The organism is Streptomyces sp. NPDC017202, assembly GCF_044331705.1.
Lineage (GTDB): Bacteria > Actinomycetota > Actinomycetes > Streptomycetales > Streptomycetaceae > Streptomyces.
The window spans coordinates 1-20,371 of sequence record NZ_JBIRNP010000040.1 but is presented as its reverse complement, the minus strand read 5'-3'; the positions used below and the strand labels follow the sequence as shown (position 1 = coordinate 20,371).

18 protein-coding genes and 4 pseudogenes are annotated in these 20,371 nt (G+C 67.6%); 9 read left to right on the top strand and 13 right to left on the bottom strand.

The window, feature by feature from the left end; translation table 11 throughout:
* Positions 1-201 precede the first annotated feature (201 nt).
* The gene (locus ACH4N1_RS34655; protein ID WP_398104453.1) at positions 202-1,167 is read left to right on the top strand and encodes a lysostaphin resistance A-like protein; all 966 of its coding nucleotides are present in this window, start codon (positions 202-204) and stop codon (positions 1,165-1,167) included.
* Between the two features lie 48 nt (positions 1,168-1,215).
* On the opposite strand, the gene ACH4N1_RS34650 is transcribed toward ACH4N1_RS34655, so the two are convergent.
* On the bottom strand, positions 1,216-1,914 hold the full coding sequence (locus tag ACH4N1_RS34650) for a transposase (RefSeq protein ID WP_398104451.1): 699 nt from the start codon (positions 1,912-1,914) through the stop codon (positions 1,216-1,218).
* Positions 1,915-2,027: 113 nt separating this feature from the next.
* Positions 2,028-2,417, bottom strand: a pseudogene (locus ACH4N1_RS34645) (hypothetical protein); the annotation flags it as partial.
* Between the two features lie 11 nt (positions 2,418-2,428).
* Between ACH4N1_RS34645 and ACH4N1_RS34640 the strand changes: the two are divergent.
* From ACH4N1_RS34640 to ACH4N1_RS34630, 3 genes and pseudogenes are all read left to right on the top strand, one after another.
* Positions 2,429-2,641: pseudogene (locus ACH4N1_RS34640) on the top strand (transposase); the annotation flags it as partial.
* Positions 2,642-2,755: 114 nt separating this feature from the next.
* Positions 2,756-3,076, top strand: coding sequence for a hypothetical protein (locus ACH4N1_RS34635; protein ID WP_398104449.1), 321 nt, complete (start codon positions 2,756-2,758; stop codon positions 3,074-3,076).
* 206 nt (positions 3,077-3,282) lie between these two features.
* Positions 3,283-4,086: an IS5 family transposase gene (locus ACH4N1_RS34630; protein WP_398104447.1), complete on the top strand. Its 804-nt coding sequence runs from the start codon at positions 3,283-3,285 to the stop codon at positions 4,084-4,086.
* Here ACH4N1_RS34630 and ACH4N1_RS34625 read toward each other — a convergent pair.
* Positions 4,019-4,534 (bottom strand): hypothetical protein, encoded by a 516-nt coding sequence (locus ACH4N1_RS34625; protein ID WP_398104455.1) that lies wholly within the window; start codon positions 4,532-4,534, stop codon positions 4,019-4,021. The two genes, ACH4N1_RS34630 and ACH4N1_RS34625, sit on opposite strands and share 68 nt — an antisense overlap.
* A gap of 188 nt (positions 4,535-4,722) precedes the next feature.
* On the opposite strand from ACH4N1_RS34625, the gene ACH4N1_RS34620 reads away from it, so the two are divergent.
* Both ACH4N1_RS34620 and ACH4N1_RS34615 read left to right on the top strand, forming a co-directional pair.
* On the top strand, positions 4,723-4,998 hold the full coding sequence (locus tag ACH4N1_RS34620) for a universal stress protein (protein ID WP_398104445.1): 276 nt from the start codon (positions 4,723-4,725) through the stop codon (positions 4,996-4,998).
* Positions 4,967-6,244, top strand: a complete 1,278-nt coding sequence (locus tag ACH4N1_RS34615) for an MFS transporter (protein WP_398104443.1) — start codon at positions 4,967-4,969, stop codon at positions 6,242-6,244. The genes ACH4N1_RS34620 and ACH4N1_RS34615 overlap by 32 nt, the downstream gene beginning before the upstream one ends.
* Before the next feature lie 360 nt (positions 6,245-6,604).
* Here the strand turns inward: ACH4N1_RS34615 and ACH4N1_RS34610 are convergent, their stop codons facing one another.
* Entirely contained in the window at positions 6,605-7,039 is a 435-nt protein-coding gene (locus ACH4N1_RS34610; protein WP_398104441.1) for a nuclear transport factor 2 family protein, read from the bottom strand.
* Between the two features lie 179 nt (positions 7,040-7,218).
* On the opposite strand from ACH4N1_RS34610, the gene ACH4N1_RS34605 reads away from it, so the two are divergent.
* Entirely contained in the window at positions 7,219-8,085 is an 867-nt protein-coding gene (locus tag ACH4N1_RS34605) for a helix-turn-helix transcriptional regulator (RefSeq protein WP_398104439.1), read from the top strand.
* Between the two features lie 27 nt (positions 8,086-8,112).
* Here the strand turns inward: ACH4N1_RS34605 and ACH4N1_RS34600 are convergent.
* The 6 genes and pseudogenes from ACH4N1_RS34600 to ACH4N1_RS34575 all read right to left on the bottom strand — a co-directional run.
* Positions 8,113-8,335 (bottom strand): annotated as a pseudogene (locus ACH4N1_RS34600) (IS1380 family transposase); the annotation flags it as partial.
* Between the two features lie 549 nt (positions 8,336-8,884).
* Positions 8,885-9,793, bottom strand: coding sequence for an IS3 family transposase (locus ACH4N1_RS34595; RefSeq protein ID WP_398104437.1), 909 nt, complete (start codon positions 9,791-9,793; stop codon positions 8,885-8,887).
* 5 nt (positions 9,794-9,798) lie between these two features.
* A complete protein-coding gene (locus tag ACH4N1_RS34590; RefSeq protein WP_398104435.1) occupies positions 9,799-10,086 on the bottom strand; it encodes a transposase in 288 nt (95 codons plus the stop codon).
* 88 nt (positions 10,087-10,174) lie between these two features.
* A pseudogene (locus tag ACH4N1_RS34585) lies at positions 10,175-10,726 on the bottom strand (transposase family protein); the annotation flags it as partial.
* Between the two features lie 179 nt (positions 10,727-10,905).
* Positions 10,906-11,871 (bottom strand): SDR family NAD(P)-dependent oxidoreductase, encoded by a 966-nt coding sequence (locus ACH4N1_RS34580; protein ID WP_398104433.1) that lies wholly within the window; start codon positions 11,869-11,871, stop codon positions 10,906-10,908.
* A 105-nt stretch (positions 11,872-11,976) separates the two neighbouring features.
* Positions 11,977-13,212: a M24 family metallopeptidase gene (locus ACH4N1_RS34575; RefSeq protein WP_398104432.1), complete on the bottom strand. Its 1,236-nt coding sequence runs from the start codon at positions 13,210-13,212 to the stop codon at positions 11,977-11,979.
* A 447-nt stretch (positions 13,213-13,659) separates the two neighbouring features.
* Here ACH4N1_RS34575 and ACH4N1_RS34570 point away from each other — a divergent pair, with 447 nt between their 5' ends.
* Entirely contained in the window at positions 13,660-14,511 is an 852-nt protein-coding gene (locus ACH4N1_RS34570) for a helix-turn-helix transcriptional regulator (RefSeq protein ID WP_398104430.1), read from the top strand.
* A gap of 130 nt (positions 14,512-14,641) precedes the next feature.
* On the opposite strand, the gene ACH4N1_RS34565 is transcribed toward ACH4N1_RS34570, so the two are convergent.
* The 3 genes from ACH4N1_RS34565 to ACH4N1_RS34555 all read right to left on the bottom strand — a co-directional run bounded on the left by ACH4N1_RS34565 (position 14,642) and on the right by ACH4N1_RS34555 (position 18,731).
* Positions 14,642-16,261 (bottom strand): alpha/beta hydrolase, encoded by a 1,620-nt coding sequence (locus tag ACH4N1_RS34565; RefSeq protein ID WP_398104428.1) that lies wholly within the window; start codon positions 16,259-16,261, stop codon positions 14,642-14,644.
* A 560-nt stretch (positions 16,262-16,821) separates the two neighbouring features.
* Positions 16,822-17,523, bottom strand: a complete 702-nt coding sequence (locus ACH4N1_RS34560) for a response regulator (protein WP_398104426.1) — start codon at positions 17,521-17,523, stop codon at positions 16,822-16,824.
* The gene (locus ACH4N1_RS34555) at positions 17,520-18,731 is read right to left on the bottom strand and encodes a sensor histidine kinase (RefSeq protein WP_398104424.1); all 1,212 of its coding nucleotides are present in this window, start codon (positions 18,729-18,731) and stop codon (positions 17,520-17,522) included. The genes ACH4N1_RS34560 and ACH4N1_RS34555 overlap by 4 nt, the downstream gene beginning before the upstream one ends.
* 583 nt (positions 18,732-19,314) lie before the next feature.
* On the opposite strand from ACH4N1_RS34555, the gene ACH4N1_RS34550 reads away from it, so the two are divergent.
* Positions 19,315-20,127, top strand: coding sequence for a lysostaphin resistance A-like protein (locus ACH4N1_RS34550; RefSeq protein WP_398104423.1), 813 nt, complete (start codon positions 19,315-19,317; stop codon positions 20,125-20,127).
* The last annotated feature ends 244 nt before the right edge of the window (positions 20,128-20,371 follow it).

Here is a 20,371-nt window from a genome sequence, read left to right as displayed (position 1 = left end):
GCCGGACGAACTCCCACTCCGCATCGGACAGTTCATGGCGACGTATCACCCGACCATGATCCACCACTCAAGATCATTTGAAGACACCACCTAGCAGCAGGTGAAGGCGCAGGTGCCTGCTTGTCCCCCGTGCGAGCTACCTGCGATGTCCCCCTGGAGGGGATGTTTCGGGGTGATGGCCGCACCTAGCGTTCCCCTCAGTTGAAAGGGCGGCTCGGCCGCCGGTCAAGGATGGGAAACATCATGTCGCCGTGGGATGCACCGTCGGTCCAGTGGATCAAGCGTCAGTTTTCGCAGTCACCAATCGAGCCGACGCGTCGGGTGTGGCCGGCCGGGGTGCGGCTGGCGGTGATGGTGGTGCTGTTCGTCCTGGTGACGGGGCTCGCCGCGGGGATGAGGAGCGTGGCGGGGGACAACCCGGTGCTGTCCCTGCTGTTCGGCGCGGTGGCGGCGGTGATCGCCCTGACGGTCTACGCGGCGGCGGTACGGTTCCTCGAACAGCGCCCCGTGTCCGAACTGGACGTCGCCGATGCCGCGCCCGGCCTGCGCCGCGGCACCCTCGTCGGCCTCGGACTCTTCGTCGCGACGTTCGCGCTGATCGCTCTGTTCGGCGGATACGACACGAAGGGCGGGGTGTCCGTCGGCGGCGCGTTCACCATCCTGGGGATGATGGCGGGGATCGCGGTTGTGGAGGAGATCCTCTTCCGGGGCATCGTTTTCCGTCTCATCGAACAACTCATGGGGACCCGGGGTGCGTTGGCGATCTCGGGCGTGCTGTTCGGCGCGCTGCACCTGGTGAACTCCGGCGCCACGGTGTGGGGTGCGCTGGCCATCGCCATCGAGGCCGGCCTGATGCTCGGCGCGGCCTACGCGGCCACCCGCACCCTGTGGCTGCCGATCGGGCTGCACCTGGGCTGGAACTTCGCCCTGAGCGGCATCTTCGGCGTCACGGTCTCCGGCAACGAGGACATGCCCGCCGGGTTGCTGCACGGAGTGCTGTCGGGTCCCACCGCGATCACCGGAGGCGACTTCGGGCCCGAAGCCAGCATCTTCGCGATCCTCGTGTGCACGATTCCCACGGTCATGTTCCTGCGCTCGGCCAAGCGCAGCGGGCGCCTCTACACCCGCAGCCAGCTGCGCTCCGAGGAGACGCGCACGCTGTCCTGACACGTCACCTCATACATCCGGCTTGCGAACCCTCGGGGTGTGGAGAGTTCATGGACCGTGTTGTCGTCCGACGGCCCATAAGCAGAGGAGGAAGCCATGGGGCATCGCAAAACCATCGTCATCACAGGGGTCGATCGGCGACGAACCGGTGTCGGCGTCCCCGAGGCTGATATATCGCGTCAAGCCGCCTGGGGGAGATCCCCATGCTTCGTATCGTGGTTGCGGCATGAGCGTTCGAGGATGTCGCCGTACGCGTGAACGCGGCTCTGGCAGATTTTCGTAGGTGTAGATCATCTCGATGCTGTGGTCGCTTGGTCCGCACAGTCGGTGGACCTTGGTGCTCAGTCCTCCGCAGGATCGGCCGTGGGCGTGATCACTCACTTCGTCATGGTCGGCGGCCCCTCCTTCCCGTCCATGGTGTGCAGGCTGGTGGGCGCGCACGATCGTGGAGTGGATCGACGCCAGCCAATCGATGTCACCAGCCGTGCCCTTCTCCGCCTGGATGGCCTTCAGCATCCGGGAGTACGTGCCGTCGAGCGCCCACCGTCGTAACGGGTGTAGGGGGTCTGCCGGAAGCCGTACCCGTTCCGGCACGTCCCGCCAGACCAAACCGGTCCGCAGCCTCCACGTGATCCCGTTCAGCACCACCCGGTCGTTCGACCGGGGCCGACCCGCGGTTCCCGAACTCGGGAGCAACCGTGACAGGACGGCCCACTCGGCATCCGACAGTTCATGACGACGAGTCACACCGAACGTCTTACAGTCCCGGACGAGGAATAGTGTCGGGCCACGGCTCAGGGTGTACCGGTCGCTTCAGTGTCCGGTGCCGCGCAGTGACCCCTGGCCCGTGGAGCGCGGGGTCAGCGTTTGACGCGGTTGCGGACGGCCAGGACCGCCAGAGCGAGAAGGAGGGGCTCGGTCATGCGGGACGTCATTTCGATGTAGGTGCCAGCCGTGATCAGGTCCTGGCCGGAGGAGCGGAACACCACCGAGTTGAGTGTGATGTTCAGGGCCTTGTCGAAGCGCTCGCCGGTGAGTCGTTCTCCCGTGGGGTTCTGTGAATCAGCCTTGCCGATCTCGAAAGTGACTTTGCCTCCGCCGGGCGGCACGGCGCCGGTGGCTTCCTGCTTGGGGTCGTTGCTCGGGAGCCCATATCCCATTAGCAACATGACGGTGACCAGCATGGCGGCAGCGAGTCAGCCCAAGGATCGGGACGCGCGCAGCCCATAGCCTGACAGCAGCCATGTAGCAGTCCGTGTTCACCATCGTCTGGGCCGACTCCGGTTATGCGGGGCAGCTCGTGGCCTGGGCGAAGAAGCACCTCGATCTGACGCTGAAGACCATCAGCCGTCCGAAGGGCGCTGTCGGGTTCGTCATCCCGCCCCGCCGCTGGGTCGTCGAACGCTCGCTCGCCTGGATCATGCACGCCCGCCGTCACGCCCGGGAGTACGAACAGCTCATCCAGCGCTCGGACTTCTCTGAACCAGCGATCGGCCGCTCGGAGGACTGGACTGCAGAGAAGAGATGAGGCCGATCGTGAAGATCTCGGGATCCGTCGTTCCGGTCACCGGCGCGAACCGCGGCGTCAGTGCGGAGTGCGCCTCATCTGCGCGAGCGAGGCGCCGACAAGAGCTACGCGGCTGCTCGCGTCCCCCGCACGATCCAGGAGGCTGACGGCGTCGAGCCGATCGCGCTGGAGATCACGAACCACACGCAGATCGAAGCCGCCATCAAGGGTGCCTCTGACGTGCAGATCGTCATCAACGGCGCGGACATCGTCACCCCGCAGCCGCTCGGCGTCGGCGACCTGTCCATGGTCCGCAAGGAGCTCTGGACCAACGTCTTACTGGCTGTTCTCTATCCGCTCGGGTGGCCGGGTGGGGTTCGAACAGGGGCCTGGTTCGGGTGATTCGGCCGGTGCCGGTGCATGGAAGAAGGGCCTCTTGGCAGCTCGCGGATGTCGAGTCCAGCGAGGAGCAAGAGGCCCTGTTGTCGAAGTGTCGCGTGGTCACGGTTGCCGGGTCCAGTCCATCCACTCCTGGGTGTGACTGTCTCGCTCACAGGTTCGGGAACGCGGCCGACCGGCCGGGGCGCCGGCCTCGGTACGGCTCGGACATGAGCGATGCCGAGTGGGCTCTGGTGCGGGATCTGCTGCCGGTGCCGGGATGGCTGGCCGGCCGGGGCGGGCGGCCGGAGGGCTACTGCCACCGGCAGATGATCGACGCGGTGCGCTACCTCGTCGACAACGGCATCAAGTGGCGGGCGATGCCCGCTGATTTCCCGCCCTGGCCACGGGTGTATGCCTTCTTCGCCCGCTGGCGGGATGCGGGACTCGTGGCCGAGCTGCACGACCGGCTGCGCGACGCCGAGGGCCGTGACCAGGAGCCGAGTGCGGCGGTCATCGATTCGCAGTCGGTGAAGGCGGACGCCACCGTCGCCCTGGCCACGCGGGGCTTCGACGCCGGGAAGAAGATCAACGGACGCAAACGCCACCTGCTCACCGACACGCTCGGTCTGCTGCTGGCCGTGCTGGTCACGCCGGCGTCGACCACCGACCGGGACGCCGCACGCATGCTGCTGACGGCGGCCAGGGACCGCTTCGGGCGGCTGACACGGGTCTGGGCCGATGGCGGCTACACCGGCCACCTCGTCGACTGGAGTGCGGCACAGCTCGGAGTCGTTCTCGACATCGTCCGCCGCAGCGCCGGCATCAGCGGCTTCCAGGTGCTGCCCCGCCGCTGGGTCGTGGAACGGTCTTTCGCCTGGTGCCTGCGCAGCCGGCGCCTGGTCCGTGACTACGAGCGGCGCACCGACACCAGTGAAGCCGTCATCTGGTGGTCGATGACCATGCTCATGAGCCGCCGCCTTGCCGCCTACCGCCAGCAGCGTCGCGCTCCGGCAGCGGGGGAGGCAGCGTGAACCTGCCCGGTTTCTGCTCTACCAGCCAGCCTCGTTCCACCAGCCGCTTCAGCCGTGCCCTCGCGCCTTCGACGCGGGAGGCGGACGCACTGTCCCAGCCCAGCACTACCGCCGCCCGCCGGGCACCGAGCCCGTCGCCTCCCGCATCGACCGCGGCGGTCATCAACGCCTGGTAGTCCGGCGACAGTTCTTTCACCTCGGTCGCGTGCCGGCGGTGAGGTACTGCCCGGCGCGGTCCGACCGGCTTCCTCCGCGACACCTCACTGGCCACGTCGGCGGGTGCGTCCTCCTCGGCCAGCGCTTCCAAGTACTGTTCCAGGCCGATCACCCGGCGCCGGTGCACTTCCTCGGCGTCCGCCAGAGCCGCCCGCACCCGTTCCAACTCGTCTTCGAGTCGTTTCACCTGCGCGGCTGCGGCCTTCTGCCGCATTTCCAGAACCGCCCGCATCGACGGCATCCGCCACCTCCACGACACCTCGCCCGGCAACAAACCGAGGCTCCCGCGACAGCAGCTCCTGCATGCCTGACCAGCGAAGATTCCACATGAGGTTCGGAAAGAGAACGGCCTCTTAGGCGGCCTACCGCCGATTCACGATTTGGCCGAAGGCCGCGCTGAACGAGTAGTCGGGCCGCGAGGTGGCCGCGCGGACACAGCAGGCCCGCGGTGCCGTGTGGGAGACGCTGCTCGACGCCACAGACGAGGTCGACGCAGCAGTCATCGTCACCGGCGTACACGGGAGGGGAGTGCCGACCAGCGCCATTCTCGGATCCGTGTCCCGAGAGCTGATTGCCCACTCCTACCGTCCCGTACCGGTCGTGCCCAGCGCCCAATATCCGGCACCACGACATCGGCCACCACGACTGATTCCAGGAGTTTTCTATGCGACCCACTCACGTCGACGCTACCGGTAGTCGTCGGCCCGCCACCGCGTCGACGTTTTGGATCTTCGCCGCGATCTACGGCGTGTTCATGTTCGCCGCCAGCGCGCCCTCACCCCTCTATGGCGTCTACGCCTCGCGTTTCAGCTTCTCCCCGTCGACCCTCACCGTCGTCTTCGCCGTCTACGCCATCGCGTTGCTCGCCGCTCTGCTGATCGTCGGCCGGCTTTCGGACCACATCGGACGCCGGCCGGTGATCCTCGCCTCGATCGGCCTGCAGATCATCGGCATGCTCTGCTTCGTCCTGGCCCACTCCACGATCGTGCTCATCATCGGCCGAGTCATCCAGGGCGTCGCGACCGGTTCCGCCATCGGCGCGCTTTCGGCAGGCATCATCGAAGGCGCAGCCACCGTCTCCCCGGGCCTCGCGCCGATGGTCACCAGTTCGACCCCCTCGTTTGGCCTCGCGGTCGGAGCGATCGGCTCCAGCACCCTGGTGCAATACGTTCCGGCGCCATTGCGTCTGATCTACTGGGTGATTATCGCGGCACTCGTCATCGGCGCAGCCGCGACGGTCTGGACTCCTGAATCAGGACAGCGCCGCTCCGGGGCTGCTCGCTCCCTCGTGCCGGTCGCTTCCGTTCCCCCGCACGCCCGCGCGAGCTTCGCCAAAGTCACCCCCGGCATCGTCGCGGGCTGGGCACTCAGCGGCTTCTACCTCTCCCTCGGCTCCACCCTCGTCCCACGGATCGAGCACTCCACCAACCACCTGTGGGGAGGAGCAGCCGTCTTCAGCTTCGCCTTCGCCGCCGGCACCCTCAGCCTCGCCACCCGACAGATGTCCGTACGCACAGCCCTGCGAGCCGGGCCAACCGCATTTGCCATCGGCGCCCTGCTGAGCCTGCTGGCGATCGACGCCAACAGCGGCACCCTGTTCCTCGCGGGCGGCGTGATCGCGGGCGCCGGATTCGGGACCGGGTTCCTCGGAGGAATCCGCGCCGTCAGCGAAACCGCGTGGCCACACGAACGCGCCGGCGTCCTGGCCGTCTTCTACGTCATCTCCTACCTGGCCTTCTCCGTCCCCGTGGTCGCCGCCGGCATCGCCCAGACCCACTCCAGCCCTCAGGACGTCGCGATGGTCTACTCCGGAGCCGTCGCAGCCCTGGCCGTGATCGGCGTGGCAGCAAGCCTGTTCACCCGCTGCACCGCACCCACGGCTCCGACCGCCGACACGGCAATATCCGAAACTCCCTCCACCATGTCCAGCCGCTCCCAATGACACCCGACTCGGCACAGTGCGGAGCAGGTCTTCCAGCCGAACCTCCTCCTGGCCCGACAGGACCTACCCGTCCGCGACGGTGACGACGCGCCCGTACTGGGCACCCACTCGAAGGCGGTGTCGCCGCCGCGGGGATGGAGATCAAACACATCTCGCGGCAGCCGGCTATCGAAGAGGGGAGTGTCTGATAAACGGCGGATCTGTTGATCATGGAGACGCCAAGTGAGTGAGTGAGATGACGATCGAGCACGAGTCCGCGGCTGAGCCGGTCGGTGGTGCGACGGCTTGGGCATGAGTCGGCCGAGTTGCTCGCGCTGCTCTGAGGCAACTCTCGGCCGGACTCATGAAGGAGCGTCGTCGTCAGCGGACGCCGGCCTCGGCGCGTGCGTAGAACGTGGCGAGTTCGTCGGGGTTCTTGGTGTAGACGTCGATCTTGCGCACCATCCCGTCCTCGACGTGGTGGATCTCGACCATGGTCAGCGGGAACTCCTCGCCGGTGGTATGGGCCGTGAGCGTCCCGATGAGTGTTCCGATGACGCCGGCCGGGCCCTCGAACACCTCGGTATCGGTGATGGCGACGTTGGCGTAGCTCATCATCGCGCCCAGGACCGACTGCACGAACACCTCGCGGCCCTGGTGCACGCCGCCGTAGGGGAGCTGGTTCGGCTCGTCGACGATCACGTCGGGGGCGAGCTTGGCCAGGACACCCGGCACATCACCCTTGCTCAATGCGACATACAGCCCTCGTACGACATCCGCGGGGCTCTCTGTCAGCGTCTCGGTCTGGTTGCTCATCTTGTGTGTCCTTCAGTGCTCGTAATGCCGACCGGGGCGCGTACGTCTCCGCACCGTCGGGCCCCGGGCGACCGGGGCATGCACCATGCAACGGCAGACGGCGGTGGCGGGGGAGCCTTTGCTGTGAGGGGTACTGGCAGGGACCCCCACCCCTCGCGCGGTCTGCCTACCCTGGCCTCATGGACAACCGGGACGCAGTCAGCGCATTCCTCCGCTCCCGACGCGAGAGGATCACCCCCGAGCAGGCGGGTCTGCCGACGTACGGTCAGCGGCGGGTGTCCGGACTGCGCAGGGGAGAGGTCGCCGCGCTCGCCGGAGTGAGCGTCGAGTACTACACACGCCTGGAGCGCGGCAGCCTCCGCGGTGTCTCCGACAGCGTGCTGGACGCCCTCACCCAGGCCCTTCGGCTGGACGCCACGGAGCGCATGTACCTGGACGACTTGGCCCGCGCCGCCGGACCGGCGCCCAGGGCGCGGTCACGGCAGCGGGAGGTCCGGCCGACGGTGCGGCCGAGTGTGGCGCGGATCGTCGAGGGCATGCCGGGAATGGCGGCGTACGTGATGAACAACCGCCTTGATGTGCTGGCCGCCAACCCCCTGGGCCGGGCCCTGTACTCGCAGATGTTTGCCGACTCGACCTGCGGGGTGAACGTCGCTCGGTTCGCGTTCTTCCATCCGGCAGCCAGGCAGTTCTACGCCGACTGGGAGCGCATGGCCCGCTTCGCCGTGGGCGCGCTGCGCGTCGAGGCGGGGAAAAACCCTTACGACCAGGAGCTGTCGAATCTGATCGGTGAACTGTCCACCCGCAGCGACGCCTTCCGCGTGATGTGGGGAAGCCACGATGTGCATGTTTTCCGCATGAGCACCAAACGCCTCAACCATCCGCTCGTGGGCGACCTGGAACTCGATCAGGAGACCATGAGTCTGCCGGACGGGAGCGGCATGAGCGTGGTCGTCTACAGCGCGCCCTCCGACACCGCCGCCGAGGACGGCCTGAAGCTGCTCGCGAGCTGGTCCGCCACCACCGGACAGGAACAGGACGCCTAGTCCACAGGCAAACTGCCGCCCCGGCAGGCCTGACGAGCCCGGCCTGAGCAGGCCGGCCACCGGCTCTCCGCTCCACCGCTTCCGTGTTCGACGAATCCCATCAGCGGATGGCGTCCGGAGGTTCTCCCAGGTCGCGGTGGCGCCCTGCCTTTCGGAGTGGGCCAGCACGAGAACTCCCTGCAGGTTCATGATTACCTGGCCCCGCGGCACCCGGGGCCGCGTACTTGGCCATGCTCCAGACGCGCTCGCGCTCCCTCGGCCCGTGCGGCCCGTCCTGCAGGACGGGCCGGGTGCGGAGCTCCTGGCCAGCGAGGTCGCCGACAGCATCTCCTCGCGTGTGACCTGGGCGTCACGTCAGGGGTTCCGCCAGGCATAAAGCTGGCTGGTCGGCGTGGTCCGCGGGGCGTGGTCAGTCCCGGAAGCCTTCCGGGGTTGCTCTCGGGGGCGTCGGGTGTTGGATCGTCAGAGGACTGGGCTCGCGAGGTGGAGCTTGCAGACGAAGTCGACGGCGTCTTCGAGGGTGCCTGCAAAGCTGCTGGCAGCAGCTCGCCTTCCACGTTGGCGAATGCCTCCAGTGCGACCAAGCTGCCAGAGGCAGACTCACCTCACGATGATCCGTCGTGCTCTGGCGAGGTTGGCGATCAGTTCTGCACGGGTCTGGCGCTCGTGCGCCACCCACGCGGGTTGACCTGGACCACTGCGCCAAGACTCGCTGAGCGGGCTGTTGTCCGCGGTGTCGAACCCGAACTGGTCGTACAGTCGCGTCTGAAGTTCCCCCCGCGAACTGGACAGCGGGTGTTTACGCTGCCGGGGCGAGGTTCTGCCTGAGCAAGGATCTCGTTTCGTGCGGGGTGACGTACCCGTAGTCGGGGTGCCGACGGAGCCGGCTGCGGTTGTACTCGACCTCGACGTAGCGGAAAACGTCGGCCCGGGCGGCCTCGCGGGTCTCCCACATGCTCGTCCCGATCTCCGCTTTCAGGATGGCGAACCAGCTTTCCGCGGCGGCGTTATCGTAACAAGAGCCGACACGCCCCATCGACTGCCTCATGCGCAACTTGCTTATCCCGGTGCGGAATTCGTCACTCGTGTACTCGCTGCCGCGATCCGTATGCATGACGCAACCGCGCTCCAGGCCGCCACGCCCGGCCGCCATCCGCAAGGCGGCGACCGGCAGCTCGGCGCGGTGGTGGTCGGCCATCGCCCAGCCGACCACCTCCCGCGTCGCGAGATCGATACACGTCGCCAGATACAACTTCCCTTCCAGCGTGCTGAGTTCGGTCATGTCGCCGACGAGCCGCACCCCGGGCCGGGGCGCGGTGAAGTCCCGGCCGATCAGGTCGAGCGCGAACACCGCCCGCTTCGCCTGCCGGGTCAGGCCCCGCCGCCGGCGGCGGGTGATCCCGACGATCCGGTGCTTGCGCATCAGCCGCTCGACCTTCTTGGAGTTCATCACCCGCCCGGCCCGCCGCAGGGCGGCGTGGATCCGCGGGGCCCCGTAGGCACCGCGAGGTCCGGCGTGAAGCACCCGGATCTCGCCCACCAGCACCTCCTCGGCCCGCTCCCGCACCGTCCGGACCGGCCGCGACGCCCTGTGCGCGTAGTAGGTGGAACGGGGCACGCCCAGCACACGGCACAGAAACGCAACGCTATGACCTACAGGATTACCCTCCGATGCCTTCTCCGCATCGATGAAACGACACCGTGCCACGGTGTCTACCTCATCTTGTCCTGAGCGAAGAAGGCGGTCGCTTTTCCCAGCACCTCGATCGTGGCCTCCTGCTCGCGGACCTTCCGCCGCAGCCGGACCAGCTCCTCACGCTCCGCAGTGGTCAACGCCCCGGCGGGCCCCTCACCGCGGTCGACCTTCGCCTGCTTCACCCACCCGCGCAGCCCCTCCGGACTCACGCCCAGCTCCCTCGCGACCTCGGTGACCGTCTTCTCCGAGGACAACGCCAAAGCGACCGCGTCCCGCTTGAACTCGGCCGTATACCGCTTACTCATGCTGCTCTTGCTGCTCACTACCTGTGACTGCTTCCTCCGGGACCATCCGTCCCAGTATCAAGCTGTCCAGCCGGCAGGGGGAACCTCAGGTGCCCCGGTAGCCGCCGTCGGCGATCACCGTGGGGGTGGTGCCGACGGCGGCCCTGGTGCCGGAGTCCTCCCAGGCCCGGCAGTCGTTGCGGTTGCCGGGCAGCGGTCGCCCGACGGTGACGACCAGGCGGGAGTCGGCATCGATGACGACCTGATGGTTCGTGGAGTAGCGGTAATTCTTGCTGGAAGCGGCCACGGCTCGGTCGCGGGTGGGCACCAACGTGCCGTCCACGATAAGCACGGTGTCCTTGCGGAACCTCCGTCGCGGCTGGAGAGCGAGAGCCGGCCCGAGGTGATCCACGATCCGGTCGGCCGCCGACTTGGAGATGCCGAACAGCGGAGCGAGCTGACGCAGCGTGAGGTTGGTGCGCCAGTACGCGGCCACGAGCAGCACCCGGTCCTCAAGCGGCAGCGACCACGGCCGGCCCTTGCGGACCGGATCGGCCCCCTCGCGCCGCAACGCGGTGATCAGCTTCCCGAACTGTCGCGGGCTCAGCCCGGTGAACGGACCTATCCAAGAGGGCTCTGACGCCGTGATCACACCAGCCACGACAAGATCATCTCATCCCTGACCAGCGGTTACGGGACAACCTCTAGGGGAAGGGATGCACATGTCCGGCCACCTCGAACCGGGCCTGCCACATCACCTCAGGCAGCCCACAGCGTGACTCACCCCCGGAATCGACGTACTCCCGGCCAGGAACCTTTCGCCTCCGCCAGCCACTGCGTCTATCGCAGTTGCGCAGGCTCCTCCTCGGCGGTCAGGTGGACGAGTTGCCTGGAGTCGTCCCACAGCTTCGCCGCGCGCTGCTCGTCATAGGAGATCCGTGCCGATCGCACGGCCGAGAGGGTTCCGTCGTTCGCTTGGAAGTACTTGCCGGAGTGGCTTGCGTAGTCGGGGTCGGCCGCGATCGCCGCCAGGGACGCGCCGGAGAATTCGACGTCGGACGTGATGAGGCCGATGCGCTTGGACATCCACTTCATGACGGATGTGTTCGAGAACCACTGGACCGGTTTCGGCATTCCGCGGAGGAAGCCGGTCTCAGGTACGGATCCCGGGTCGAAGGCGATCGAGGCGACCGAGCTGCCGGCCCGGCGCAGTCGGCGGTCCAACTCGTAGACGTACATCATCGTGCACAGTTTCGAGGTGGAGTAGCGCTTCCCGGCGGACAGCGCCTTGCGTCCGCCCTTGCCGTTGTTCGCCAGTGCGTGGGCGTCCGGTTCTACGGCGGCGCCGACCGCCTTTCCGTCCATCGTGTCGGGGTCGTGGGTACCGCTGGTGGTGTACACGATCCGGCCCTGCTCGGCCAGAGTTGGAAGCAGGAGCTCGACGAACAAGAAGTGTCCGAGGCAGTTCGTCGCGAAGGTTGTCTCGTACCCGTCAGGACTGTAGGAGATTTCGCCGTCAAAGCGGCCCCCCGCGTTGCAGAGGATCGCGTCCGGCGGGTCGATGTCGCCGGCCTCGATCGCCGTCCGGAACTGTGCGGCGCAAGTCCGGACCGACGTAAGGGACGACACGTCGAGCGTCAGCGTGGTCACGGTCACGCCATGCGCGGCGCGCAGCTCGTCCGCGACCTGTCGCATGCGCTCCAGGCTGCGTCCCGCCAGCACGATGTCGATGCCTCGTGCGGCGAGCGTACGCACTGCGGCGAGGCCGATACCCGAGTGGCCGCCGGTGATCAGAATCGTGGTCATATCAATTGCTCCAGCGTTGGCAGCGGTCAATTTGAATGGGGAGGCGAAGACAATGTCGGTACAGCCCGTGCGGGCGACCTGGCCGGCGCGGGCTGCAGGCGCGGACTACGCCGGTGAGGAAGCGGCCGTTCCTGTCGCCCGCAGGATCCGCGCTGTGTACGGGCTGAGCTCTATCGGTTCGTCGTCGCCGACGACCACCGTGCCCCCGAGGTGGACCAGATGACGCCCGAACGCGTAGTTCGGCTCGAAGGCGAAGCTCATTCCTGGTACCAGTTCCATGTCGGGCAGGAACGTGGGGTGGTCAGGCACACGCGGATATCCTTCGGCGCCGGGGATACGGCTGAAAAGCCCGCGGCCCTTGCCCACGCAAAGTCCGGGGTTGAGCGAATGCACCGCGATCAGGAACGGCCATCCTTCGGCGGCGTCGATCGACTCGTGCATCGCGTCGACGACATCGCCGAACGTCCGGCCCGGGCGCAGTGCCCTCAGGCCCGCGTCGTAGGCGGCGCGGGCGACTTCCGCGGCACGGTGGAAGTCCTCGTGCACGTCGCCGACGGTGATGGTGACCTGGTTCTGGGTGTGACGTCCTCCGAAGTTGGAGAACACCTCGGCGTAGATGATGTCACCGTCGTCGAGAACACGGGGAGCCTGCGGACGATGGCCCCAGGCCGGCGGTCCTGCTGCGACCACATCCGGTCCCGACCACAAGTGCATGGCCGCGGGCAGCGATCCGTGACCGTACCCCTCGGCCATACCCGCCGCGTACACCTGGCTTTCCGGGACGCCGGGAGCGGCGGTTGCCACCATGGCCTCCACCATGGCGTCACCGATCCTGGCCGAGTGCCGTAGAGCGGCGATCTCCTCCTGGCACAGCGGCATGATGAGCTGACCGAAGGGGACATCCACCGGCCGGAAGTCGGCCTCGGGGAAACGCGTCAGGACGTTGCTCCAAAGCCCGTGAGGGATGATCCCTTCGGGGTGCCACGGCATGTGCGGGCCAAGGCCGACAACGCCAATGACCGCTTCGGCCAACCCGAGCTCGTCGAGCGTCGCGATGATCATGCCGGAATGACGGGTACCTCGTAAATCGCGTGGGGGAATCCACATGATGTCGCCTCGGCGGGAGGATTCCAGGTGATCCATGATGAACATGGGCCCCGGCAGCAGCGAGATCGGCTCGCCGGTCCGGGGGAGGACGACCGTCGTGCCGGGTCGGCCGTTGGTGAACCAGGTGTCGTAAGCGACCGGAGCCGGGCCGGCGTCCTCGTGCTCACCGAAGACCAACAGCGCGTCGAGACCCTCCCGTTCCATGAACGTACGCGCCATGCCATCGGCGATCACGCTCTGCCAATGAAAACGTCGGTACCACTGACTCAGACATATCGTTTTCTCCATAATTCGGCGAAACCTGGGGAATCGCAGATTTCGGCGGTGTCGAACTCACGGCGAGTCGAGACCGCGCTCGGTCTGCCCGCCCCGGGGGAGGAAGTCGTCGCCGTGGCGCTACTGCTCGGTCCGCCCGGGCAAAGGGGCCAGGGTGCCGGAGTATGCGCGGACCGTGTGGACGGCGGTGGTGTTCGAGGCGTTGGAAGGAACGTCCAGCGGCGCACACGTCACGTGAGCCGTCACCTGCCCGGCGTCCTCGCGAGCGCACCTCTTGTCATCAGAAAGGTGTGAGTTCTGCTCATGCGTCCATGATGCGCGGGTGGTGGGAGCCGATACAGGTACGCCTGAGGGTAGGAGCAGCCGTACCAGGATCCCAGGCGTCGTCAGGGAGATGATGAGTGCATGGATCGTCTCGAACTGGCCCGTGTCCTCAAGTCTGCCCGGGCACGCATCGAACCGCGCGAGGTCGGTCTCATCGTCGGTCCGAGGCGGCGGGTCACCGGACTGCGCCGCGAGGAGGTGGCCCTGCTCGCGGGGGTGAGTGTGGAGTACATCGTCCGCCTAGAACAGGGGCGTGGACCGCGCCCCTCTACCCAGGTACTGAAGGCATTGACGCAGGCTCTGCGACTTGAACCTGACGAACGCGACCAGGTCTTCCGTCTCGCCGGCAGCACACCACCGCTCGCCGGGGGGATCGAGATGTCGATACGGCCGAGCGTGCTGCGGCTGCTGCAACGGCTGACCGACCTTCCCACGGTGGTGTTGTCGGCCAAGGGCGACGTCCTGGCGCAGAACCCGATGGCCTGCGCGCTCCTCGGTGACCTGAGCCGGTGGCCCGAGGGGCGTCGCAACATCATCTGGCAACGGATCCTCGGCACCGGCCACGCTCGCGTGACATTCACTCCGGAGGAAGAGACGACGTGGACGCAGCAATCGGTCGGTCTGCTGCGCACGGCGCTCTCGCGCTACCCGGACGATCTGGACCTCGGTGCGCTGATCAAGGAGCTGACCACCGGCAGTGAACGCTTTCGAGACATGTGGGAGGAGGGACGATCGACGGTGCACCGGTCGATGCGCAAGACGATCGACCACCCCGAGGTGGGACGTCTCGTCCTGGACTGCGACACCCTGTTGCTGCCGGACACCGACCAGTCGATGATCGTCTACTCCGCCGCAGCCGGTACGCGGGAGGCATCGGCACTCGACGTACTGCGTGTCATCGGCACCGAACGGATGTCGGCACTGCCCTGGTGATACTTCGTCAGGTTCTGTCTGGGGTGAAGGGGTGGCCCCTCTGCACCACAAAGGAAATCACCGCGTCCCAACGCTGGCGGGACGCTTGCGCTCGGCGGCTTCGGGGGGCCGAGAGCCGCCGAGCGTGGTGTCACTTCTGCTTGACGTCGGCGCAGTGAAGGTCTTCGCCCGGCAGTCGGCCGGTGGTCAGGAAGCCGACGGTGGCCTTGTCGGCGCAGGTGGAGCCTGCGTCGTAGACGTAGTGCCCGCCGTTGTCGACATCGACGAACACGGAACTCTCGCCGAGGGCTTTGTGCAGGCCGACGCCGCCTTCCCACGGCGTGGCGTTGTCCCGGCGGTTCTGGAGGATCAGGGTGTTGCGGGGGCCCTTGGCAGTCACGTTGACGGACTGCTCCGCCGGCTTCTTCCAGTAGGCACAGGCCCAGATGTTGGCCGGCATTCCCGCGGTGAGGGGCCACGCCTTGCGATCGGTGGCGGTGCGGGCGGCATAGCTGTCGGGGTCGTGCGGCCATTCGGCGTCGCCGCAGGTGAGTGCCAGGAACATGGTGGCCTGGTTGTCCGCGGGGACGCCCGGGGACGTCGGGGTGTCGGCGAAGATCTGCCGGAGAACCGCAGTGTCGGCCTTAGTGGTGCTGCCGTCAGCCAGGTCGGCGGCGGCCTTCCAGAAGGCGGTCAGCGGCGGAAGGGTGTCGTTGTGCAGGAGCATGCTGTAGGTGATGTTCCGCAGCAGCGGCCCGTCCAGTGACAGTGGCGTGCCGGGTACGAGGACAGGCTTGCGGTCGAGCCGGTCGGCGAGGGTGAGGTAGGTCCGGGTCACCTGCTCGACACTGTCGCCCAGTGCGAGGGTGCTGTTCTGCGCGGCGGCGACGGCGGCGGCGTCGGGGAATCGGTCGGCCATGCCCTTGCCCCAGGAGTCCGCGACCTCGTCGGCCCACACCTTGGCGGGGTCGACGTTGCCCTCCAGGATCATCCGGTCGGTCCGGTTCTGGAACAGGGACCTGTAGACGGCGCCGAGGTAGGTGCCGTAGGACTGGCCCCAGTAGGAGATCTTCCGCTCGCCGAGCGCCTGGCGTATGCGGTCCATGTCACGGGCCGTGTTGGCGGTGGTGAAGTACTTCAGCTTGTCGCCCGCGGTGTCGGCACACTTGTCGGCGTCGGCCTTGGCGAGGGTGATGTTCTCGGTGATCGAGCCGTCCGCGGCGGGGTAGGGGAAGAGTGCGGCGACGCCGGGGTCTTCGAGGCCGCAGCTCTGCGGGGTGCTGTGCTCAACGCCGCGCGGGTCGAAGCCGATCAGGTCGTAGCTGTCCAGGACGGACTTCGGCAGGGTGGGCGCCATGGCCGCGGGCATGTCGAGACCGCCCAGGGCCGGTCCGCCGGGGTTCAGCAGCAGGACGCCGTGCTGCTTGCCGGTTGTGGCGGTGGCCAGCCGTGAGACCGCCACGTCGATCTTCGCGCCGGCCGGCTTCCGGTAGTCCAGTGGGACCTTCAGGGTGCCGCAGGACAGCCGGGAATCCCGGCTCGTGCCCTTGGCCGGCTGCGGGCACTTGCCCCAGACGATCTTGGCAGTGCCCGCCCTTTGCGTGGCTGCCTTGGTCTGTGGGGCTGTCTTGCTCCGCGTCGACGACGGGTTCTCGGTGTTCTCATCGCATGCAGTCAGCCCGGCTCCGGCGAGCGCCGATATGGCCAGTGCCGCCGCGAACCGGCGACCTCCGGGGAAACCGGACTTCCCGGAACTGCGCGTCGTCCTCATGGTGTTGCTCTCCCGCTGCTCGACTCAGCCGGACCATCGGTCCAACTGCTGTGCTGACAGTCAGTGAGTCAACTGGAGATCACCTGTGGGGCGCTTCACCCCCGGGTGGACACCTCGGGTAGCTCGCTCGGGTGACAGCGCACGCGTCGAGGGCTCCGGCGGACGGACAGGGGCCGTCTTCGGAGGCGTCGGCCGCCGTTCACCAGCCGTCCGGAAGCGGGAACCCGGAGTCCTGCGACCGCCGGTCTCCTTCCGGGCACCGTCTGAGGGTCTCTCGGCATTGTGGAAGGGGGCTGGCGCGGTCCCGGGTACTTGACGATGCTCACGGAGTCCGCTGGAGGCGATCGGGGCGGGCACCCCACGGAACGTGTGGCCGCGACCGGCTCTGCCCCGCGCTGCCGCCTCCTGTGCCATGAATTTCAGGTGCGACGTTCCCGGTACGACGGGCTGTTCGGGCGTCTCGGTGGGGCGAGTCGGCCTGTGGTCTGGTCACCGTCGCAGGAGGAAGGGAGCGCGACCACTGCGGTGCTCCCTTCCTCCTGAACAGAACCGCTGGTCATTCAGGTCCGGTCATCGTTTCCTGCCAAGCCGGCCCGGTAGGCCAGGACCACTGCCTGGACGCGATCGCGCAGGTCCAGTTTGGTGAGGATGCGGGAGACGTAGGTTTTCACGGTCTCGGGGCTGATGACCATCGCGGCGGCTATCTCGGCGTTCGACAGGCCCTTGCTGATCAGGAGGAGGACCTCGTGTTCCCGGCTAGTGAGAGCTTTGAGGCGTTCGCGTTCGGGGGACGCGGGGGCGGTGGCGGGGCGCAGGTGTTCGGCGTGGCGACCGATCAGGGTGCGGGTGACGGCGGGGGCCAGGAGGGATTCGCCGCGGGCGACCGTGCGTACCGCGTTGATCAGCTCGGGCGGTGCGGCGTCCTTCAGCAGGAAGCCGCTGGCGCCGGCACGCAGAGCCTCGTACACGTACTCGTCGACGTTGAACGTGGTGACGATCAGGATCTTCGCGGGGCTGAGGGAAGCGGGGCCGGCCAGGTGACGCGTGGCCTCGATCCCGTCGAGCAGAGGCATGCGGATGTCCATGACGATCACGTCCGGCTTCAGCTCCTGCGCGCTGCGAACCGCCGCATGGCCGTCCGTGGCCTCCCCGACGACCTCCATGTCGGGCTGGGCGGAGAGAATCGTGACGAAGCCGGCGCGCACGAGGGCCTGGTCCTCGCAGATCAGCACTCTGATCGCAGCAGCGGGTGGAACACTCACGCGGCACCTCTTGTAGGGATGCGCGCGTGCACGCGAAACCCGCCCTCCGGGCGGAAACCTGCCGCGAACTCGCCGCCCAGCATCTCCACCCGTTCCCGCAGGCCGGTCAGGCCCCGCCCTCCGGAGATGTCCGGGCCGCCGTTGCGCAGGGCGGCGGAATCGGGCGTGTCGTCGGCCGTCCCGGCGGTGGTGACCTCGACCTCCGTCCAGTCGGGGGTGTGTGCGAGGCGTACCAGTGTCTGGTGACCCGCGGCGTACTTCACGGCGTTCGTGAGGGATTCCTGCACGATGCGATAGGCCGCGAGCCGGGCACCTATGGCCATGACCGGCGGTTCCCCGTCCTCGACCAGCTCGATGGGCTGGCCGCCCGCGCGTGTCTGCTCCACCAGATCAGGCACCCGGCCCGGCATTGGCGTCCGCGCATGGGGCTCCGCATCACCGGTTGCCTCCAGCACGCCGAGGAGGAAGCGGAGTTCGGCCAGCGCCCGGCGGCCGGTGCCGGTGATGGCGTCTAGAGCGTCGTTGAGCCGGTCCGGCGACTCGGTGAGATATCGAGCCGCGCCTGCCTGCACCACCATCGCGGTCACATGGTGGGTCACCACGTCGTGCAACTCCTTTGCCATACGGCTGCGTTCCGCGGCGATGGCCACCTGCGCCGACAGGTGCCGACGCGCGGTCTCCTGCCCCCGCTGCCTGCGGATCAGGACGCCCAGCCCCCACACTGCCGCCAGGACCAGGTAGATGAGCAGGTAGTCGATCAGGCCGTCGGGTGAGCCCAACGTGTGCAGGGCGACGCCGAAGAGCACGTATCCGCCCATTGCCGCCAGTGGCACGGTCCGCCGGAGACGTTCCTGGTGGGCGCCCACGGAGTACAGCGCGATGTACAGCCCCAGGCTGCCGAAGGTCGGAGGGCAGCCGAGGCACTGGTGGACCGCGAACGACGTACCCACCACCGCGAGGCAGGCGGCCGGCCACCGGGTCCGCACCGCGAGCGGTAGGGTCTGCCCGAAGGTCAGCAACACACTCGCGACGGAGGCGCCGTGAACGGGCAGGTCACTGAACTGCGGCCCGATCCGCGACAACGGCGACGTGAACGACAGCACCGTGAAGACGAGCGCGAACTCGCGGTCCTTGACGCCGGTGGGGCGTGCTTCCCACCACCGCACCAGCAGGCGTAGCCGGGCGGTCGCGGCGGCCTGCGGGCTCACGCGTACGCGAAGGCCTCTGTCCTGTGCCGGTGACGCCGCTGGCCCGCCGGCCACCGGCCGGCCCGGGCTGGGACCGGAGCCCGTCCGGGCCGGTGATGCAGAACCCGATGGTTCACGAAGTGCTTGGTCTTCCATCTTCACCCATGATCGATCAAATCCAGTGTTGAACGGTATGAGGAGCAGCTCGTAGCAGGTAGGCCACGATCCCTCATCCGGGACGACCCGTTCAGCACGCGCACCGCACGGCATCGCCTGGCCGGATGGGTCCCACCCGGCGAATGTAGTGCCTGGGGGCGGGTGGCGTGCTTCGGGAGGGAACAGCGCGTAGCTCCCGCGGGGGACAGCCGGACTTGGAAAGTGCCCACTTGGTGGTGACGTTACGAGGTGCTCATGGCCGTAGTTTTCCGGTGTCGGAAGCGACAACCACCCACCACAAGCGAGTCTTGAGGAGCACGCCATGGCGTCCAGTCACCACCGGTCACCGACGCGACTCGCCAGCCCCGTTGTCCACCGGCCCGGACCGGCAGAGCGTAGCACCGGGCATCCCGCGCGGTGGGCGTCATCGGCGTGGGCACGTCTGCCGGTGCTGTTCGTACTGATGCTGGCCGTGGGCGGCATCAACAGCATGATCAACGGCATCACCGACGTCACTCCCTTGACCGCCCTGATCGCCGGGACAGTCACCAGCGGGCTGTCCCTAGCCGCCTATACCAGCCTGGTGTGGTATTTAGAGGGCCGCAGGCCGCAGGAGTTGTCGCTCGCTCAGGCACGGCAGGGGCTGCGTCGGGGAAGCGCCCTCGGCCTGGGCCTGTTCACCGTTTTTATCGCACTGGTCGCGATGACCGGCGGCTATCACGTCCACGGATGGGGCTCGATCGATGGCGCACTGACCACGCTGGGACTGATGAGCTGCGTGGCAGTGACCGAGGAACTGGCTTTCCGTGGCGCGCTGTTCCGGGTGCTGGAGGAAAAGACCGGAACGTGGGGGGCGCTGGCTGTCTCCGGACTCGTCTTCGGCGCTCTGCATCTGGTCAGCCCGGACGGGACGAGCTGGGGCGCGTCGGCCATCGCCATCGAGGCGGGATTGATGTTCGGTGCGGCCTACGCCGCTACGCGCTCGTTGTGGCTGCCGATCGGCCTGCACCTGGGCTGGAACATGACCGAGCAGGGCATTTACGGCATCGCTGTTTTCGGCTCCGGGAGCGGCTTCGACGGCCTGCTGGACGCTTCCGTCAGCGGTTCCCAGGCACTGACCGGCGGCGACCTTGGATCGGAGGCCAGTATCCTCGCTAGCTTGGTATACCTGGTGACCACCGTTCTGTTCCTGCTGGCCGCCAAGCGCCGCAACCGGATATACACCCGCGCCGGGCGACGAGTACGGGCACGGCAGGACTGACACGACCAAGCCGCGACAGCGAGGAGCTGTGGTCTCCGACGACACCAGGTCCGTCCGAGGCCGTGGAGGCAGTCGGTAGCCAGTGTGATGCGCCAGAAATCCTGCTGGAGCACTGTGGAACCCGCTCCTCGCCGCAGGACTAGACATGCCTTAGACCGTGTCCTATGTGGTGAGGTGTCGTTGAGCTCGGTATGGGGCGGGGTACGTGGAGCTGGATTGTTCCGGACGGGCTGTGGGAGATCGC

What these genes read in the sequence shown, in the direction of transcription:
- ACH4N1_RS34630 (WP_398104447.1), top strand. Translation starts at nt 3,283, where the DNA reads ATGAGCGATGCCGAGTGGGCTCTGGTGCGGGATCTGCTGCCGGTGCCG.
- ACH4N1_RS34625 (WP_398104455.1), bottom strand. Translation starts at nt 4,534, where the DNA reads ATGCGGGCGGTTCTGGAAATGCGGCAGAAGGCCGCAGCCGCGCAGGTG.
- ACH4N1_RS34615 (WP_398104443.1), top strand. Translation starts at nt 4,967, where the DNA reads ATGCGACCCACTCACGTCGACGCTACCGGTAGTCGTCGGCCCGCCACC.
- ACH4N1_RS34610 (WP_398104441.1), bottom strand. Translation starts at nt 7,039, where the DNA reads ATGAGCAACCAGACCGAGACGCTGACAGAGAGCCCCGCGGATGTCGTA.
- ACH4N1_RS34605 (WP_398104439.1), top strand. Translation starts at nt 7,219, where the DNA reads ATGGACAACCGGGACGCAGTCAGCGCATTCCTCCGCTCCCGACGCGAG.
- ACH4N1_RS34590 (WP_398104435.1), bottom strand. Translation starts at nt 10,086, where the DNA reads ATGAGTAAGCGGTATACGGCCGAGTTCAAGCGGGACGCGGTCGCTTTG.
- ACH4N1_RS34580 (WP_398104433.1), bottom strand. Translation starts at nt 11,871, where the DNA reads ATGACCACGATTCTGATCACCGGCGGCCACTCGGGTATCGGCCTCGCC.
- ACH4N1_RS34570 (WP_398104430.1), top strand. Translation starts at nt 13,660, where the DNA reads ATGGATCGTCTCGAACTGGCCCGTGTCCTCAAGTCTGCCCGGGCACGC.
- ACH4N1_RS34565 (WP_398104428.1), bottom strand. Translation starts at nt 16,261, where the DNA reads ATGAGGACGACGCGCAGTTCCGGGAAGTCCGGTTTCCCCGGAGGTCGC.